The sequence below is a fragment of the Cecembia sp. genome, from assembly GCF_007126775.1.
GTDB lineage: Bacteria > Bacteroidota > Bacteroidia > Cytophagales > Cyclobacteriaceae > Cecembia.
The window spans coordinates 25,026-43,183 of record NZ_SLAP01000109.1 but is presented as its reverse complement, the minus strand read 5'-3'; the positions used below and the strand labels follow the sequence as shown (position 1 = coordinate 43,183).

Sequence of the window (18,158 nt, the reverse complement as noted above, 5' to 3'; positions counted from 1 at the left end):
CCTAATCTAAATCGAACCTAGCACTTGAAGATGAAATATGGAAACTTATAAAATTTACAGTATAACCTCAGTGGTTCTCTTTGCCATTGGTCTTGGGGGATTGTTTCTTGCAAAACATTTTTTAAGGAAAATCATTGCAACCATCATTATGGGAGGAGGTGTCTTCCTCTGTTTAGTAAGTTTTGCAGACCGAGATTCCCTTTCTTACGCAGACCCTGTTCCCCATGCCTTGGTAATAACAGGAATCGTGGTAGCTGTGACCGCTGCTGCTTTTGCTCTGTCATTGGCAAGACGTATACATAAATTCAGTGGAGAAGAAACCTTTACGGACGAAAAATGATAAACTTCCCCACATCATCATTTCCTGCTCTTTTGGTAGCTTTACCTATATTTTTGGCTATACTAAGTCTCATTTTCAGGATCAATAGAAGAGCTATAATTGGCCTTTGGGGAAGCTTTTTGATCGGAATTTTGGCCTTAGTCTCATTTATAGAAGTGATACAAAAAGGAACCGTTATTCATATTTTGGGTGGATGGGAACCTCCTTTGGGAATATTGTTACGGATGGATCCTTTGTCTGCGGTATTCATTGGTTTGACTGCTACAATAGGGGTTTTCATCAGCTTATATACCTGGTGGTACTTCCGGGCCAGAGAGGCTTCTAAGGGGAGGTTCCCGCTATTCTGGCCTTTATGGTTTTTCCTTTGGGCAGGCCTGAATGGACTTTTTCTCTCTAATGACCTGTTTAACCTCTATGTAACCATAGAAATCATTACTATCTGTGCGGTAGGCCTGGCTGTGCTTTCGGGTGAGAAAAATGCTCTGAAGTCCGGCTTACGCTATCTATTGGCAGCAATTGCCGGTTCAATGGCCTATCTATTTGGAGTAGCACTGATCTATGGGAGTACCGGAACCCTTGATCTTGAACATTTGAGTGAGGTTCTTAAGCCGGGTAAAACAACCAACTTTGCCCTGATAATTATTACTCTTGGTTTAATGATCAAAAAGGCCGCCTTTCCTTTTCATTTTTGGCTCCCACCTGCCCATTCTGCAGCCTTGGCTCCCGTGAGTGCTTTACTTTCCGCTTTGGTAGTTAAAGGGGCATTTTACATGATGCTCAGGTTGTGGACTGAAGTTTTTGAGGTCTCCCTGACCTTCGCTGCAGGACAACTCATAGGAATTGCAGGCGCTGCAGCAGTGCTGTGGGGTTCCTGGCAGGCGCTTTTACAGACGAACTTTAAGCTTCTTGTTGCCCATTCAAGTGTTGCTCAAATGGGATATTTACTAATGATGTTCCCATTGCTGATTATAGCCCCTGGAATATCTTCAGATTCAGCTAATTGGCTATCTCCGGCTTGGACAGCAGGCATCTTTCAAGTAATTTCACATGCTTTTGCCAAATCCTCTCTATTTCTATCAGCTGGAATAATTATCATGGCTTTGGGACACGATAGGATAGAATCCCTAAGGGATCTGGTAGCATGGATGCCGATGACCGCAATGGCTATTGGCATTGCCGGGGTGAGTTTAATCGGACTTCCGCCAAGCGGAGGTTTTATGGCTAAATGGATGCTTTTAAAAGGAGTATTCCTCAGCGGTCAATGGTGGTGGGCCCCTGCCATCTTGTTAGGCAGCTTACTGACTGCAGGTTACGTCTTTATGCTATTGCGCTTGGCTTTTGCTCCCAGCCGAGAAATAAACCATTTCCGTTCTGTCCCAAAAAGCTTACAGATCTGCGCCCTTATCTTGGCACTGGGATCCTTTTTGATCGTCATACCAGCAGAAAATCTGATACAGTTTCTGGAAGGAAGTGAAAGCTTTGGATCCGGTATTCAATCAATAGTGAAAGGAGGTCGGTATGGAAATGAATAGTTTGTTGCTTTTGCTGATTCTCATTAGCTCCCTGATACCGGGAATTGTGATCTTGCTCCTGGAGGAAAAGCAGGTCCTCGCCAGGAATTTCCTTAACCTCTTTGGTGCTATTGCTAAAGTGGTCCTTGTAGCTTGGGTTTTTGCGGGTTACCTGCGGGGGGAATCATACACTTTCATTTTTGGTCTGGCCCCGGATCTGACTTTTGCACTACATATAGATCAATTGGGACTGCTTTTCGCCACACTTTCATCAGTACTATGGTTGGTTACCACGATCTACGCCATTGGTTACTTGAAGGGCGGAAAACACCAAAGACGTTTTTTTGCTTTTTTCAGCCTTTGTGTTACCTCCAGTACGGGAATTGCCCTTTCCGGAAATGTACTTACCTTCTTCGTTTTCTACGAGTTCCTCACATTGTCGACATACCCATTGGTGGTACACCGTGGAGACGATAAAGCCGTAGAAGCGGGCAGGACTTACCTTTGGTATACCATCGGTGGGGGTACAGTTTTATTCTTGGGTGTAGTCGGTTTGTTTGTGCTCGCAGGCCCGATTTATTTTGGCCAGACCGAGATTATAGCGAGCCTGGCTCCGGAAAATGGACTCCAATTGACCATTGTCTTTTTTCTGATGTTGAGTGGCCTTGCTGTAAAAGCCGCAATTTTCCCACTGCATGGATGGTTGCCTATTTCCATGGTAGCCCCTGCACCTGTAAGTGCTCTTTTGCATGCCGTAGCCGTGGTCAAAGCCGGAGCCTTTGGAATTATTCGCTTGGTTTATGACATTTATGGAGTCCAGACATCTGAACAGATGAATCTGCTTACCCCGTTGGCGATTTTTGCAGGTTTTACAATAATCTACGGTTCGGTAAAAGCTTTTTACCAGGACGACTTCAAAAAACGGCTTGCTTACTCCACTATCAGCCAGCTTTCCTACATTGCTTTGGGCGTGGCCATCACAGGAGTCCTGAGTACTACTGGAGCAATAGTCCACCTTGTCCATCAAGGAATCATGAAAATCACCATGTTCTTTGCAGCTGGAAATGTGGCCGAGACTTATGGTTATTATAGAATCAGCCAACTCAATGGCATCGGTCGACGCATGCCCATTACCATGGTTGCTTTTACCATTGCAGCCTTTGGCATGATCGGTCTCCCACCCGTTGCAGGATTTGTCAGCAAATGGTATCTTGGACTAGGGGCTGTTGAAGCGGAAACTTATTGGGTAGTGCTGGTTCTACTTGCTAGCAGTGCATTGAATGCAGCTTATTTTCTACCCATCGTTTACAGGGCATGGTTTTGTGAACCAGAACCTAGTACTATTCAGCCCCGTTGTTCGGGCCGCTGGGAGACCGAAGCATTATTGTTAATCCCAGTGCTATTGACTGGACTGTTTTCCCTTGCAGCAGGGTTATTTGCTGCCTCCACAAACAGTCCGCTGTACTTTGCCCGCGAAATAGCTGATCGGTTTTATCTTCACTTGCCATGATCTGGTTGCTCGTTATCATATTGCCGCTCTTAGCCGCGCTGCTTACCGCATTCCTTCCTGCTGGATCTCGGAATGCCCCTACTATTTTTATTTTCGCCTCTTTACCTGCCATTTGGACAGGATTGGTGGAAGTACCCGAAATCAGTCTGGATTGGTTCATTTTAGGAACCCACTTTTCTCTTGATACACCAAGGCGGATAATTCTGTTGCTGACAGGGATTTTATGGGCCAGCTCTGGATTTTTTGCCGGACTGTACTTAAAAGAAGATGCTAGAAATAGCAGTTTTTACTTCTATTTTGGAACTGCTATGGCAGGGAATTTCGGGTTGCTTATTGCAGCAGATGCTGCCTCTTTCTACACATTTTTTGCTTTGATGACCTTTGCCTCCTATGGATTAGTAATCCATAGCCAAACTCACTCTGCCCGCCAAGCCGCGAAGGTTTATCTGGTGATGTCCATTATCGGCGAACTATTTATTATCAGTGCTTTATTTCTGGCAGTCCAAAGTGCAGGGAGTATGCTCCTCGCTGACATACCTCCCGCACTGGCGAGTGCTTCAAATGGCCCCTTCATCTTCCTATTGGGCCTGATTGGGTTTGGTGTTAAGGTGGGGGCTATTCCTTTATATTTCTGGCTTCCCTTGGCGCACCCCGCAGCTCCTGTACCGGCCAGTGCAGTACTTAGCGGTGCCATGATAAAAGCTGGATTGGTTGGCTGGATGCATTTTACTCCTGTAGGATTGGTAACATGGCCTTCTTTCAGCTTACTCATAGTATCTCTCGGTTTTACAGCTGCTCTAGGTGCAGTGATCATAGGCTTACTTCAGGTTGACCCTAAAACCAATCTCGCTTATTCAAGCATCAGTCAAATGGGTCTTATGACCGCATTTCTGGGACTTGGATTGTATGGAGGCTTCCCTGCAGGAATAATCCTGCCTGCAATTGCGCTTTATGGATTCAACCACGGCACAGCTAAGGCCCTTTTGTTTTTGGGAACAGCACTTCCTGCTAAAGTAGGAGGATATTGGCGAATATTGATGTGGTTAGGATTAGGCTTAGGGGTTTTGGCCATAGCGGGTGGACCGCTTACCGGTGGACTTTGGACAAAATACCTGCTCAAAACCTTTCTTGGAAAAACCAATCTTCCAGGCATTGATTTCTTCTCCTATTTGTTAAGTCTATCGGCTATCACAACAACATTATTACTGAGCCGTTTTTTACACCTACTGGGACAAGTAGAGCCCCCCAAAGAAAATAAAATTCCAAGTTTTATACTTCCATGGATATTTCTTCTGTTCGCTGGAGGTTGGTGGACAATGTCCCCTACGCTTCTATCCTCAGAGTTAATGTCCTTGATTATAGGAGAAGAAAGTATGCTGTCTTTTTTCTGGAATCCCATTACTATATGGACTGCGCTTTGGCCAATCCTTCTCACCGCAGGAGGACTTGTTGTAATTTTTACGCTAAAGTTCTCTTTTCTCAATAGGTGGCCTCAAGAAAAACCTCAGATACCCGCAGGTGACTTCCTTTATATCCTACTCTGGTTATGGAGGAAAATTGAAAAGCCTTTTCAAAAAGCAATGGCTTCGCTACAGTCACTCATGCAATCCCGACAAAGTGCCGAGAAAATCATCAATAAATTCATAGATAATAAAAAAACAATACAGATCAGTTCCTCCGCAGAAGCATTGTTGAGACGCTGGGAGGTAGTCGGTATTAGCTTCTTTATATTTTTCCTCACCTTGTTCTTATTCCTCAGATAAATATGACAACCATGAAATCAGGTATCCGGAAAATAAAAAGCAGCATCCTCTTCAAAAGCTTCATCGTGAGATTTGCACTGTTTGGAGCAGGTTGGATCATTTTATTAGGAGGACATAAACCTAGCGAAATTTGGCTCGTGGTTCTATTCATATCGGCTACCACTGTAATCAGTATTTACAGTATGCCACCAGGTAAATGGGTATTACATCCCTTGGAGTTTATCCGCTTTTTTTTCTATTTTATTTTAACAGCCATTAGAGGAGGTTGGGATGTAGCAAGAAGGGTATTTTTGCGGATTGTACCAACAGATCCCGACTTTATAGCGATCAAACACAATCAGGATCCCTTAAAAACGCTGATTCTTGCATGGGTAATCAGTCTGCAACCTGGTACTACAAGCTGCGTGATTAAGAAAAAAAAGATCGTCATCCATCTCCTTGATAAAAACATTTCTGTGGCTGAAGAAATCAAAGAACTCCAAAACCGGATCGATAAAATGTTTATCGAGGGTTAAGATGATTTAAGGAGATGTACTTCAACAAACTGAACCCATTTCTCCTCTATACAATCAACTCTGACATTTTCTTTTGATCAAGACAAAAAAATCAACCTATATTCCCCCCATTATAGTCCTACTGTAATCAATTCCACCCCCCCTGCATCAAAATCAATAACAGCGCCTGCTGAATCGCCAAATGTCCATCCTTATTGATCCACCATTCGTCCAAGCTATGGGCACCGCCTCCCAAACCTCCACGGCCAATGGTCACCGCTGGAACGCCTAAGGAAAAGGCAATATTACTATTGGTCGAACTGGAGCTCAGAACTGGATCATTGCCTGAAAGGTACTTAGCAATCGCCATGGTCTGCTGAATCAAAGGAGAATCAGGATCTGCCACACCACTGGGCCTGTCCCCAACTTTTTCAATATCCACAGTCAAAGCTTTGCCTCGACGGATAATGGCATTTTCTTTTTCCAATCCTTCCTGTATGGACTCCAAGAATAATTGATTGATACCCTGTAGTTTTTCCTGACTTTCTGAACGCATATCTACCAACATCCAGGATTCATATGGAATGGAGTTTACCGAGGTGCCTCCTCCAAGTACTGAAACACTGTAGGTGGTTTTAGGCCCTTCTTTGGTAAAATCATCTGCCTTAGGCACAAAGGAAACTACTGCCTGGGCCAGTGCATTGTGAGGATTCCCTATCCCAAAAGCCCCATAAGAATGACCTCCTGGTCCCTTGAAGGTCACTTTGTATCTTAACGAACCAATGCCTCCATTTACAATATCTTCCAATCCTCCACCATCGATGGCAATATGGGCTGCCAGTGGGTGTGCTCCCTCCCTGAATAAGTGTTTCATGCCCTTCAGATCTCCCAAACCCTCTTCACCCACCGTGCCTGCAAACCAGATATCGTCTTTGGTTCGGATATTTTCATGAACCATGGTTTTGAGTAAGGCCACCACAATGGCCAAGGATCTATTGGCATCTGTAATTCCGGGAGCAAATAAGGTATCCCCTCTTTCCTTGACGGTCACATCGGTACCAAAAGGAAAAACCGTATCCAGATGACCTTCCACCAAAAAAGTCCTTTCGGATTTTGTTCCCTTCCTAAGTGCAATCACATTGCCCACTTCGTCTGTCCAAACTTTATCGGCCCCGGCATTTCTGAGCATCTCGGCGAAGACCTTCCCTTTTTCTTCTTCATGATGGGAAGGCGATGGAATTTCTGTCAGGGTAATCATATCCTGTACCGTCTGTTCATCAATACTTAGGATATATTCAAAAGCTTTTTTTACGGTGGGATCTTGCACCAAAGTTTCTACCTGGTCTTTATAGGATTGTTGAATTACCTGGGCCTGTACAGAAATGGAAATAAGTACACCGAAAGCACTCAATGCAAGGAAATTGATTTTCATAAGGGTTTAATTTAGGGTTTGAAATACTCAAAAAAATAGGTTTATGGCAATACCGTTTGTCAACTTATCCTTTTTCTGCGCTAATGAGCATTCATCTCAAGGGGAAAAATGTAAAAATCAGACAAAACTCTTGACTTAGTTATTTTTTTTGCTTTCATAACTAAATCATTAACTAAAACCAAATCTTTATGAAAAATTTCTTAAAAGCTTCAATTTTGACATTGATTATGTCAGCAGGAATCAGTTTTTCAAGTAATAGTGCATGCGCTGTTGATCCAGATACAGGATGTCTAATATGTGCTTTCAAAACAGTTCCTAATGACCCAGGAGCATGTAGAGGAACAGGTGGGGACTGTCCTGATATTCAGTGTGGGGGTTCCCAACAGTAAATCAATCTAATTTATAATCAACTTGTTACTTAACTTTCAAGTTGATTATATTTATTTTAATATTTTAAAAAATATAGTATATGAGGATACTATTTGTCAACGTTTTGGTTATTCAATTATTATTGATCTCATGTGATAATTCCACAATTTTCAAAAATTCGGGAAATCAATTTTTAATTAAATCTAAATCAGTTAAATTTCCACTAGATGAAGTATCCACTTATGAATTTTTCATTTATCAGTCTGTGGGTGATTCTTTATTGGTTTTAAATCAGGTCAACTATTCATTGGACATCTACAGTTTATCTGAACAAAGCCTTATTGGCCGAATCAACATTGATAGAGAGGGAATGAATGGAATAGAAAGACTCAATACGTTCTATTATCATAATCAGGATTCAATTTTTCTATTTTCACAATTTATTTTGAAGAATTCTCTTATTGTAAATGTAGAAGGGAATATTATAGATAGAATTAGGCATAATGAATTCAACAGTGACGTGGATGGCTTAATCAACCACGTAGGTACTCCTTCCATGCCAAACATAATCTTTGAAAATGAATTACACTTTTCAGTCTTTCAATTAACAAATGAAAGTATAGAGAATGATGGTTTTATCCATGAGCATAGTCTTGATTTAGAATCAGGAAACTTTAAATCATATCCCTATGTAAAAAAACCTTCATTTATGAATAACCAAAGGTGGATTGATGAAACCTTTTCAAGAATAAAAATTGATAAGGAAGAATGGTATTTTTCATGGAACCTCTCAGATACAGTTTATCATATCATAGGCGAAAATGGAGTTTTAATTGAGTCAAAAGCAATACCTATGAATGGAGGCATTGGCACCAACCCAAAACCAGTCCCAAAAGAAAATTATGATGGAAAATGGCTGGAAATGTCATTAGAAGGATATGTATATGGAAAAATTTTATTGGATAGAAATAAAAATATTATACATAGGCTGAGGTATGTTCCAACAGTCAACCCTAATTCACCAAAAAACTATTCCAATAATCCTTACTTGATAAAGAATTTTGAAATTCTTTCTTACAGGCTTGATGGTGAATTTTTAGGCACCACCAGAATCAATTCCAGAACTTATGATCCAAGACTATTATTTCTTGGTCCAAAAGGCATTTACATACCAAGAATTCATCCCAATTATGATGGTTTACAAGAAGATGAAATTGTATATGATGTGTTCAGTGTGGAGTAAAGTATCCTTTGTTTTGATTTTATTGTTCGTGGCATGTACTAAAGAAACCAGTCAGGTAAATAGGGAACTTGAAAATAAAATCAATGCAGTGCCTCAGTTTGCTATCATTGATCTTGACCGTTGTAATTCCTGCTTTTCAGAATACGCAGACAGATTGAATCTCAGCGCAAACGATACATCTACTTTAGTCATAGTGCTTTCCAATTCCAAGAAAAAAGCCATGTTATTCGGTAATGAAAACAAGATTAAAGTTCTCTGGGACAGCACGCGTTATTTTGAAAATTATTTGGAAAAAAGCAGTCATTATTTCCAAACTAATCCTTCTGTAAAATGAAATCAGCAAAACATTACCTTCGGTGTATCTGTCTTTTTTGCCATCTGATTTTTCAATCTTCCTGCGAAAACCAAAAGGAATCATTTCATGATATTGAGCAAACAATAAAGATTGAAAAAATCAGAAACCCCAATGAACTGCTTATGTCTTTTCATCAAGATGCTTTTTTTATTCTCCACAACTTCCGAACACAGCTGGATATATACAGGGAGAACAAATTGGATTCGGCCATTCAGCTGGTCGAGATGAAGCAAACTTATGCAGGATTTGAAATCAAAGGGCAATATGTTTCCAAATTAAATTATTTCGACCTAGAGACTCTTGCGATTTTAAAAATCTCCCCAAATGAATTTCATTTTATCGATACTGAAAATCCCTATAATGTCAAAGTATTAACCATAGACACTCCCTCGACCGAATTCATTTCAGATTTTACAAAATTTGATAAAAATCACCTCATTATTGGCACCTTTGAGTTCGAAAAACTGAATCAATTCAAAATTTATCTATACAATATCAAAAATCAAAGCTCAAAACTCCTGTTTGAAGAAACCTTGGAACATCCCGTTGCGGAGTATATTAAGGTGTTTGTAAAAGACAACAAAATCCACCTTTTAAATCCGTTCCATCAAATGCTCCTGACTATTAATAAAAAAGGGAAAATGCTTTCAAAAAGAAAATTCTCAGTACCTGAAGAAATCAACTATAATTTCTCGGAAAACAAGTGGTTTGCCACTATGGAGGAATACGCTAAAGCAGAGGTTGATTTACAAGAATACACAAGAGTTATGGATTTCACACTTTATAATGATCAGCTTTTTTTAATTGTATCCCAGCATTCAGACAGGAAAACATTAAGCAGACATTTGATAAAATGTGCTGTTGATGATACGCCTACAGCAGCATTAATTGATATCCAGTATATGCCTATTCATTTTGGGCCAAATGACCATTTATTTAATTATTTTGAAAAAGACAGTTTACAATACATAGAAATTACACCACTTAGTTCAGTTTTTAAATAAGTTCAAATGGCATGAATTCAAGTCCTCACAAAAGTTTTCCCGAAAAGGTATAATTTCTGTATCTTGAGGTATGAAATTTCGGATTACGCTCATTATTTTACTTTTAGCTTTGGAAAGCTCCGCCCAAAGTCTTTTCAATGGAAAAGACCTTAGTGGTTGGTATATGGATGTACCTGAACTGGAAAAGGATTCCTCTTTGAGGAAACCATTTATCGTTCGGGAGGGCATGTTGGTTAGTCTAGGCACCCCACTGGGACACCTGATTACCGAAAAGGAATTTGAAAATTACCGCTTGGAAGTGGAATACCGCTTTCCTGGTGAACCCGGGAATTGTGGAGTTTTAGTCCATGCTTCTAGCCACAGATTTCTCTATGACATGTTCCCCAAATCCATAGAAGTACAGATGATGCATGAAAATGCAGGGGATTTTTGGGTAATCGGTGAAGACATTCAGGTTCCGGACATGGAAGCCCGAAGAGGTCCAAGGGAGAACTGGGGAGTAACAGAAGGAAAAGGCCGGCGTATCCTTAACCTCACAGATGGCTCTGAAAAACCTTTGGGAGAATGGAACCATATGCTGATCGAATGTCAAGGAGATGAGGTCATGGTATGGGTCAATGGTGACCTGGTCAACCATGGATTTGGAGCTACCGCCACCAAAGGCAAAATCGCCCTTCAGGCAGAAGGGGCAGAAGTGGAATTCAGGAAGTTGGAGTTGACAAAACTTTAACATGCCACAAAGGCACCAAGTCACAAAGTCACAAAGATCCGAAAAGAAAACACCTTAGTGCCTTAGTGTCTTTGTGGCAAAAAAACAAAATTCCTTTAAGGCTTTTCAAAATAATGCCGTCACCTGCATTCGGCCGATATGTACCAGTCTGCCCAATCCTTCCGAGTTTCTTCCCTCATACACCATATTCATCTGTAATCCCTCCCCGATTTTTTGCAGCCAATTTAAAGACCAGGTCACATTGTTCCCAATCGTTAAGGCCTGCAGCATTTCATAGCCCGTGGGGGTATTGGGCTGCCCGTTATAATCAATATAAATGTACCTGAAGTTGGCATTGATGGTGGTTTTAATTGCCTTGGCAAACCTAAAGTCCAATCCCGCTTGATGGATCATTGCCCTTTCATTGATCTCTGTATTGGCTTCATTCACCTTTTCCATATATTGATACATGATGGTTGTCCTAAACACACTGCTCGGTTGGTAGGCTAATTCCGGCCCATAACCATATTGTTGAATGGTATAATTGCGGTTATCCAAAAAATCTGAATTGGCGATCCTGTTCCCTGTTTGTCCGAGCAAGCGAAGATTGATATTTTGATTGATATTGTAACGGGTATTTAGCCTCAAGTCCTTTTGAATCAAATCATCAAACCCACCAGCCAACAATTGCTTATTCTGACTGTCAAAAACAGAAAAATCAAAACCATATTTGGCCGAGGATCTGTTGAAGAAAAAAGAAGAACGGATCACCTGTCTTACAGAAATCAGGTCTTCATCTGCAAAGCCCCCCACAAAAGGGTTGATCCTGTCCCAAAATTCATTGGATGTAATTTTTTTCTCTATACTCACACTTGTCGTATTGGAAAATTTTTGCATAAACTGCTTAAGCCCCGCCTCTTTTCTCCAAGAATCAGGAAATCTGGCATTCAGGCGATAATTGAAAATCGTGGTGAAAGCCTGTACAAATTCAGTAGTGGGTACAAACACTTTGATGAAGTTTTTTTCTTCAGGATTCACTGCCAGGTAAAACTCATTCAATTGCTGAATGCCATCACCATTGTCATCCCTCCAAGTATGAGTACCCTCTCCAGTGGGTACAGGAAGAAAAACAAACTCCCGGCGAAATTCCCTGCCATTACCCAGGGCATAACTGAGCTCGTTTCTTATAGCTCCCTTGGCCATGGTCCCCAGGTAATCTACCTTGCCCAAGACAGTAGTCTCCTTTTCTGAATCCAATCTTAAAAACTCCAATTCCCTGTAGGTAAAAGTTGCGCTAAGATCATGGTCTTTAAACTTTCTTTTCAGTCCAAACATGGTCTGAAAAGCTTCTGTATCTGGAACCAAAATCCCATTGACAGGGAAAAGATCCTCCCTTACTGAAGCATTGATAAAAAAGGAATAAGGTAAGGTATCATTGCTATTGATATAAGCCATGTGTTCCACAAAGTTCATCGCAGTGCTTACCACTGAATCTGTCTCCGTGTTCCTTACCGCATTTCTATCCAGCATCAATCTGTATCCGGGAACCAAAACCTTTGATCTGTACTGAACATCTCCTGTATACCTCAGCCAGTCTGAATTGAGATTCCTTACATCAGAATCCAAAACAAACAATTCATTCTTGAGAAAAATTCTCCCACCTATTCGTTGGTTAAATTTGGCAAGATGTTGGACACCGGACTGAATGGAACCCCGGTTCCTGAAATTAAGCCGGTAACTCAATTGGTTGTGTTGGTCCTTATTGAATTCAAAACCACCGTTGAAAATACGCTCATGACCAGCTTCCAACATGTCCTCTTGAGTTAGACTCCAGTCCCGGTCAAATTCAATATATCTTAAGCGATCAATGAAACTAAAATTATTAGAGTTATACTCAAATTCCGTTATGGCATTGAAGCGATATCCTTTTAATTTTTCTAAAGGCCTATTTTCAGAAATAAATCCCGACTTGATTCCGACACCATTATTGGTCTCATTGTCTATTTCTGAAAAAAGATTTTGATCCACATTGGAAAATGCCATTTCGGTATAAACCTGCTCATACGCACTTAACTTGATCCTTGCGCCTGTGGTAAACATCTGCTTTTTATTGGGGGCAGGTAGTGGGGACAAAATGGAATAATTCCCTTGAGAGATGCCATTAATAGGGGGGCGGAAAACAAAAACAGGTCCGTTGGCCAATTGACGGTCTCTCACATAGTCCCCATTACCCTGACCTACCTCAGAAAATCCCACAGCAAAACGGGCCTGCTCAGGGTCTGTGGAATATTCAAAAAATTCTATGGGATTCCCTTGGTCATCCACATCCTGCACCTTCCTGTACAGCACACGGTTAGGATCAAAAGCCACAGAATCCACCCTTGGTACAGAAGCTTCATTCAAATTATTCCCAACAGATGCCAAAAGCCGTTTTTCGGCATCGGAAAACTCGAAGAAAAGTGGGCGATTCCTATTATCCTGTTCCCTGTAAAAATTCATATAAAAAGTAACCTTATCCGTTTCCTGAATGTGATTGGCTGTTAAAATCGATCTGGTATAATTTCTTTCGGCAAATTCAAAATCAATTCTGATCCTGGTATACTGCGTAATGAGCACATTGGGAGTGAAAGTAATTTCCCCTTGGTTATAATCTATCACATAATCGTAATTAAACCCTCTTTGCAACTGTTTACCATCCAGAAAAACCCTTTCAGAATTGGCCATGATGATCACGAAACGTTCATTTTGAGGCCCTGGAATCCGATAAGGACCCAATGTACCCTCTGAAACTTCCAGGATAATGGAAGCAAATTTACCCTTTGCTACAGATGCTGCAGCTTGGGTTGATGCTTTCCATTTATCTCCAATTTTGTAGTCTGTTGTCAGTTGGGCCCCCTGCACGTTTTTGTAATAGCGAAGAAATTCGGATTTCCGCTGTTGTAAGACCACATCTCCAGCGGCAAGGTTAAACCGGTCATTATAAAGCTCGACCAATACATTATCAAAGTCCTGCAATTGCTGCGTATTCCCTTCTGGCTGGAAAGGTACATTTTGATCCGTTATACTGGCCCGAATATTTAGGTTTTCTGAAAGTTGTCCATTCATCTGCAGGTTAAGGGATGAATTGACAAAAAGATTTTGGGTATTGCCAAAAGATATTCCTCTCGTGAGGTTACCGGACTTATTCAGATTGGTAGAAGGAAAAAGCTCCTCTCTAAAGTCAAATGCCGGAATAGCTGCCTCCCTCCCCTCTTTGAAATAGGCCATAGAATCATAATCAGCCATTAAGGTCCTTTTTGCAATCCTTTGATGAAAGGAATAAGGAAATGTCTCATAACAAACCAATACCATCTCCTCTTCATATTCCACTGGAAGAATAATTTGGATCATACCTGAACCAAAATGAAAAGAGAAATCCAAAGTATTTTCTTTCCCATCTGTTACCTGAATGCTTTCTTCAATTACACTCAAAGAGTCCAACAAAAATGGTTTGGATGCAAGCTCCAATGATACATGCCTGCAGGTTGTTGTCTGCGCAGCAACCCCTGAGACTCCCACAAAAAAGAGCAAAATAAGAAAAAGAAAACATTTCCCCCTTGGCATATTACCACACAAAATTCACACTAATGTAATTTTTATGATTGAAGAAAGAAAATCAAGGGTTTAAATGCCAGTAAATCAAAAATCAAAGTTAAAAAAATCTTATTTAGCCAAATCAAAAGCCAAGTAAAAAGTAGAACCTACTCCCAAAGTTGTTTCAAACCAAATTCGTCCTCCGGCAGTCTCTACCCCTCTTTTGGCTATAGCAAGTCCAAGGCCAGATCCTTCGGATTTTGTACTGAAATTGGGAACGAAAATTTTGTCTTTCAGCTCCTCCGGAATTCCTTTCCCATTATCCTTGATTTCCAAAATCACCTGAGAGTTTTCTTCTTTGAGCAATACCTTTATTTCTGGTTTTATCGGTTCTTCCACGGATTGGATACCATTGATGATCAAGTTGGAAATTACCCGCCCAAACAAATGATCATCTCCCATCACCATTAGTTTTTCGGACAGGCTGAGGTCATCAAAACTTATTGTTCCCTTCTCCCTGTTTTTGAAAAGTTCCAGCGTGTCCTGAACAACCTTCCGAAAATCCATCGCTTCATTTTTGGGAAGAGGCATTTTTGCAAAGGTGGAAAAGGAAGTAGCAATATCACTCAGCGTGTCTACTTGATGGATCAGTGTTTCTAATGGCTTCTTTAATTTTTGCACATCATCCAATTTTCCTTCAGACTGTAAACGCAAAAGGTGCTGTAAAGTCAGCTTCATCGGTGTCAAAGGATTTTTAATTTCGTGTGCTACCTGCTTGGCCATTTCCCTCCATGCCGACTCTTTCTCCGTGCTTGCAAGTACATTTTTACTGGCTTCTAACTTGAAGAGCATGTTGTTATATTCATTGACCAAAAGCCCTATTTCATCTCTTGCAGGCCAGTACATGGGTTCATTGTTTTCCAGATCAGTAACCTTCAACTTTTGGGTTAAGAGCTTAAATGGAAATGTGAGATTTTTTGACACAAAATAGGATACAAATAGGAAAATGATAAATACCAAAACAAATATATTGAGAATGTTGCTCAGCACATCTGCTATTAACATATCCAGTTCATTTTCAGATTCAAAAAATGGAATCGATACAATAGCCTGGATATCCTGTCCATCAGAAGACCTTACTGCAGCATACACGGTTTTGTAACTCAAAGAGCCTACCTTTTCCGCCATCAATGCAAGGTTATTTTGCCCCTCTATCAAAGCAACAATTGCTTTCGGATTGATGTTTTTTGATAAGACCCGTTTATCAAAAATATTGGGCTGCGAGCTGGTCATCAGATAGCCTTGATCATTGTATACGTTGATCTCAAGGTTGGTGGTACTCGCCAGACTATTGACCATTTCAATGAAATCATCCCGATCCGCAACCCCTGCCTGCATCCTTTCCAACATACCTGCCAGGTTGTCTTTGACCAAAGTCGCTTTTTGAAAATATTGTCTGTGCAGTTCTTCCTGATAAGAACTGGTCAAAAGTCCTAAGATAATGGCAGAAATAATTAAAATAGGAAAGAAAAAAGCAAAGTTGAGGTACATCTGTAACTTCGTTGCATAATTGAAATTAAAAGTTTTCAACCCCCGCAATAAAGAATAAACACCCAAGCTTAAAAGTGTCAATAAAATAAATGAAAGAAAAAACAATGAAATATCTGCCAGAATATAATAAAGAGAGTACATGGAAGAGGATACAACGATGATTTTATCCTCACTGCTGACTCCAAAATGGTGGTACTTTTTTTTATAGATTCCGGTATTGAATAGGTTGGGTGAATCCAAAAGTTCTACAAAATCATCAGCTCTATAATTGAAAACTCCAACCGAATACAGTAACTCAGTATCTTGGAAAACTGCATAATCGTAATTGGTTTCATTCAGGCCAGAAAGGTAATTTTTATCCATCAAAAGCTTGGGAAACACTGACCCTGGAAGGATTCTAAGCTGTTTTAATTCAAGATAGATGGTTCCAATTAATAAGTCCTCTCTGAAGAGCGGTATAAAAGCAAAATATTGATTACCCATCTTCTCTTCATTCCCTTTGATAAAATACAGGTTCCTCACAGCAGTAAGGTAATCACTGTTTACATAGCTAATTCGTAAAGTTTCCAAAGTCTCCTCATCACTGCGGCTCAATACATTCTCTCCTGAAGCGTTGAACACCTTAACTCTCAATGCATATTGATCGAAGTAATTGGTCATGTGAATTCTCCGGATTTTTCTTTCTATTTGTTCCTTTGATTGAAAGGGATCTGAAAGGGCATTTTTTATAAAAAGATCTTGTCTGATCCTTTCCATAATATCAGAAAGAAAAAACTCGGCCATTACATCACTTTCAGCCAGTTGCTGTGTTCCAAACCTAATTTTAGACTGCAACTGTTTTTTCAAGAACACATCATGTGAGGCTATACCGGCAATTATTGCCGTAATCAGACAAGCAAAAAAGAAGGTCAAAAAGGTGTTTAAACCAAGTTTAAATATATTTTTATATAAATCAAAGGTGATGATAGACACCAAAAAAATGATATGGGTAATAAAAGCCAAAAGGTGTACCCAATTATAAAACAGAAGTAGAATAACAATAGGTAAAGAGAATAAGAGCAAAACTTTCAATGCATAAACTTTATCCTCTTTTTTATCATCCAACACCAAACTCAGTCCCATAATGGAAAAAAGGGTGTATCCCGCTGCTCCTAAAAATATGATAAACAAACTTATCATTTTCAGGTAATCCAAAGAGGGTAAACTTAGGATGTTCAATTCCCATTGGGAATTACTAAGAATATTGATGTAAAGTCCATAAAAAACCACGAGCAGGATCAATGCTACCGCATACACCAGAATGAAAAAGAACCATTTGCTGAAGCTGTTTTTCAAAGAGGCAATTAGGTTAACAAATGTCTTTAACCTAATAAAAGCAAGCATCAATGAAAATAGCACTGCAAAACAAAGCACATTAAGTAAAAGGTCTCCCAAGCTTGGGTTTAACCAGGAAGATGCATACCTGCTTGAATCAAAAAGTTCAAAATCAAAATAATCCTGAGGAAAACCGAAAAACAACATCAAGGAACGAATGGCAACTAAAATAGCAGCTGTGTAGAAAACGGCAGCAAGGCCCTGCCCTTTTATCCAAAGTGTTTTTATGAATTCATAACCCAAAATAAGAACGAGGGATAAAAGAGAAAAGAAAAAAACCAATAAAGTGATATTATTGGTCTGCTCCACAGGTTCATAACCTTCCTCAAAGGCAACTGAGAAAAGATATTCTCCCCTTTCATTGATAATCTCCTCATACCCTTCTTCTTTTTGAGGTGAGATACTTAAAAAATCATTTCCAAAAACAGCTTTGTTAAAACCGGTTTGAAGAAATTCATTCTGAATTTCCCTTTTGAAATAAAGAGGATAGGACTGTACCAGCCAATATCCTTTTTCATTTCTGGTAAAACGCCTGATTTTTGAGAAATAAATGCCTTGACGGTCCTCATAAATATAAGCATTGACACGATCCTTTATGATATCAAAGTCGGGTAAAAAAGTAAAGTCAGACCAATAAATAAGATTACCATTATCCTCAAAAATAAAATATGGATGCTGCGCATCTATCGACAACCGTCCAAATGAAAGTGGTTCTTCAGGACGATTCTGCATTAAAAGCTCAATAAAATCATCATCAAATGCTTGAAGCACCTGCTGGACCTTTTTGCTGACAGTCTTGGAATAAACTTCAGCGCTTTCCCTTCCACTAATAAAAAAATTAAATGCGAGCAATAATCCAATTGCTATAATGGTTAGAAGAAGAAGGGTTCTTTTTTTCTTTAACATAAGAAGGATAAAAGTAAAAAAGCA

Annotated in this window: 13 protein-coding genes; 10 read left to right on the top strand and 3 right to left on the bottom strand. The window is 40.0% G+C overall.

The window, feature by feature from the left end; translation table 11 throughout:
- Positions 1 to 37: 37 nt before the first annotated feature.
- The 5 genes from QZT73_RS07400 to QZT73_RS07380 are packed head-to-tail and all read left to right on the top strand — an operon-like array spanning position 38 to position 5,639.
- The gene (locus QZT73_RS07400; RefSeq protein ID WP_291787451.1) at positions 38 to 340 is read left to right on the top strand and encodes an NADH-quinone oxidoreductase subunit K; all 303 of its coding nucleotides are present in this window, start codon (positions 38 to 40) and stop codon (positions 338 to 340) included.
- Positions 337 to 1,872: a proton-conducting transporter membrane subunit gene (locus tag QZT73_RS07395; protein WP_291787449.1), complete on the top strand. Its 1,536-nt coding sequence runs from the start codon at positions 337 to 339 to the stop codon at positions 1,870 to 1,872. Before QZT73_RS07400 ends, QZT73_RS07395 begins: the two co-directional genes overlap by 4 nt.
- Positions 1,859 to 3,361 (top strand): proton-conducting transporter membrane subunit, encoded by a 1,503-nt coding sequence (locus QZT73_RS07390; protein ID WP_291787447.1) that lies wholly within the window; start codon positions 1,859 to 1,861, stop codon positions 3,359 to 3,361. Before QZT73_RS07395 ends, QZT73_RS07390 begins: the two co-directional genes overlap by 14 nt.
- On the top strand, positions 3,358 to 5,124 hold the full coding sequence (locus QZT73_RS07385; protein WP_291787445.1) for a proton-conducting transporter membrane subunit: 1,767 nt from the start codon (positions 3,358 to 3,360) through the stop codon (positions 5,122 to 5,124). Before QZT73_RS07390 ends, QZT73_RS07385 begins: the two co-directional genes overlap by 4 nt.
- 11 nt (positions 5,125 to 5,135) lie before the next feature.
- Positions 5,136 to 5,639, top strand: coding sequence for a Na+/H+ antiporter subunit E (locus QZT73_RS07380; RefSeq protein WP_291787443.1), 504 nt, complete (start codon positions 5,136 to 5,138; stop codon positions 5,637 to 5,639).
- 127 nt (positions 5,640 to 5,766) lie between these two features.
- Here the strand turns inward: QZT73_RS07380 and QZT73_RS07375 are convergent, their stop codons facing one another.
- Positions 5,767 to 7,050 carry a M20/M25/M40 family metallo-hydrolase gene (locus tag QZT73_RS07375; protein WP_291787441.1) on the bottom strand — a complete coding sequence of 428 codons (1,284 nt, stop codon included), beginning with the start codon at positions 7,048 to 7,050 and terminating at the stop codon, positions 5,767 to 5,769.
- 188 nt (positions 7,051 to 7,238) lie between these two features.
- On the opposite strand from QZT73_RS07375, the gene QZT73_RS07370 reads away from it, so the two are divergent.
- From QZT73_RS07370 to QZT73_RS07350, 5 genes are all read left to right on the top strand, one after another.
- Positions 7,239 to 7,439 (top strand): hypothetical protein, encoded by a 201-nt coding sequence (locus tag QZT73_RS07370; protein ID WP_009184235.1) that lies wholly within the window; start codon positions 7,239 to 7,241, stop codon positions 7,437 to 7,439.
- Between the two features lie 80 nt (positions 7,440 to 7,519).
- Positions 7,520 to 8,662, top strand: coding sequence for a DUF4221 family protein (locus QZT73_RS07365; RefSeq protein ID WP_291787439.1), 1,143 nt, complete (start codon positions 7,520 to 7,522; stop codon positions 8,660 to 8,662).
- The gene (locus QZT73_RS07360; protein ID WP_291787437.1) at positions 8,640 to 8,996 is read left to right on the top strand and encodes a hypothetical protein; all 357 of its coding nucleotides are present in this window, start codon (positions 8,640 to 8,642) and stop codon (positions 8,994 to 8,996) included. Before QZT73_RS07365 ends, QZT73_RS07360 begins: the two co-directional genes overlap by 23 nt.
- Complete coding sequence (locus QZT73_RS07355; RefSeq protein WP_291787435.1) at positions 8,993 to 10,021, top strand: hypothetical protein; 1,029 nt, start codon at positions 8,993 to 8,995, stop codon at positions 10,019 to 10,021. Before QZT73_RS07360 ends, QZT73_RS07355 begins: the two co-directional genes overlap by 4 nt.
- 70 nt (positions 10,022 to 10,091) lie before the next feature.
- A complete protein-coding gene (locus QZT73_RS07350; protein WP_291781576.1) occupies positions 10,092 to 10,751 on the top strand; it encodes a DUF1080 domain-containing protein in 660 nt (219 codons plus the stop codon).
- Between the two features lie 105 nt (positions 10,752 to 10,856).
- Here QZT73_RS07350 and QZT73_RS07345 read toward each other — a convergent pair whose 3' ends face one another.
- On the bottom strand, positions 10,857 to 14,333 hold the full coding sequence (locus QZT73_RS07345) for a hypothetical protein (RefSeq protein WP_291787432.1): 3,477 nt from the start codon (positions 14,331 to 14,333) through the stop codon (positions 10,857 to 10,859).
- 99 nt (positions 14,334 to 14,432) lie between these two features.
- The gene (locus QZT73_RS07340; protein ID WP_291787429.1) at positions 14,433 to 18,134 is read right to left on the bottom strand and encodes an ATP-binding protein; all 3,702 of its coding nucleotides are present in this window, start codon (positions 18,132 to 18,134) and stop codon (positions 14,433 to 14,435) included.
- Positions 18,135 to 18,158: the final 24 nt, after the last annotated feature.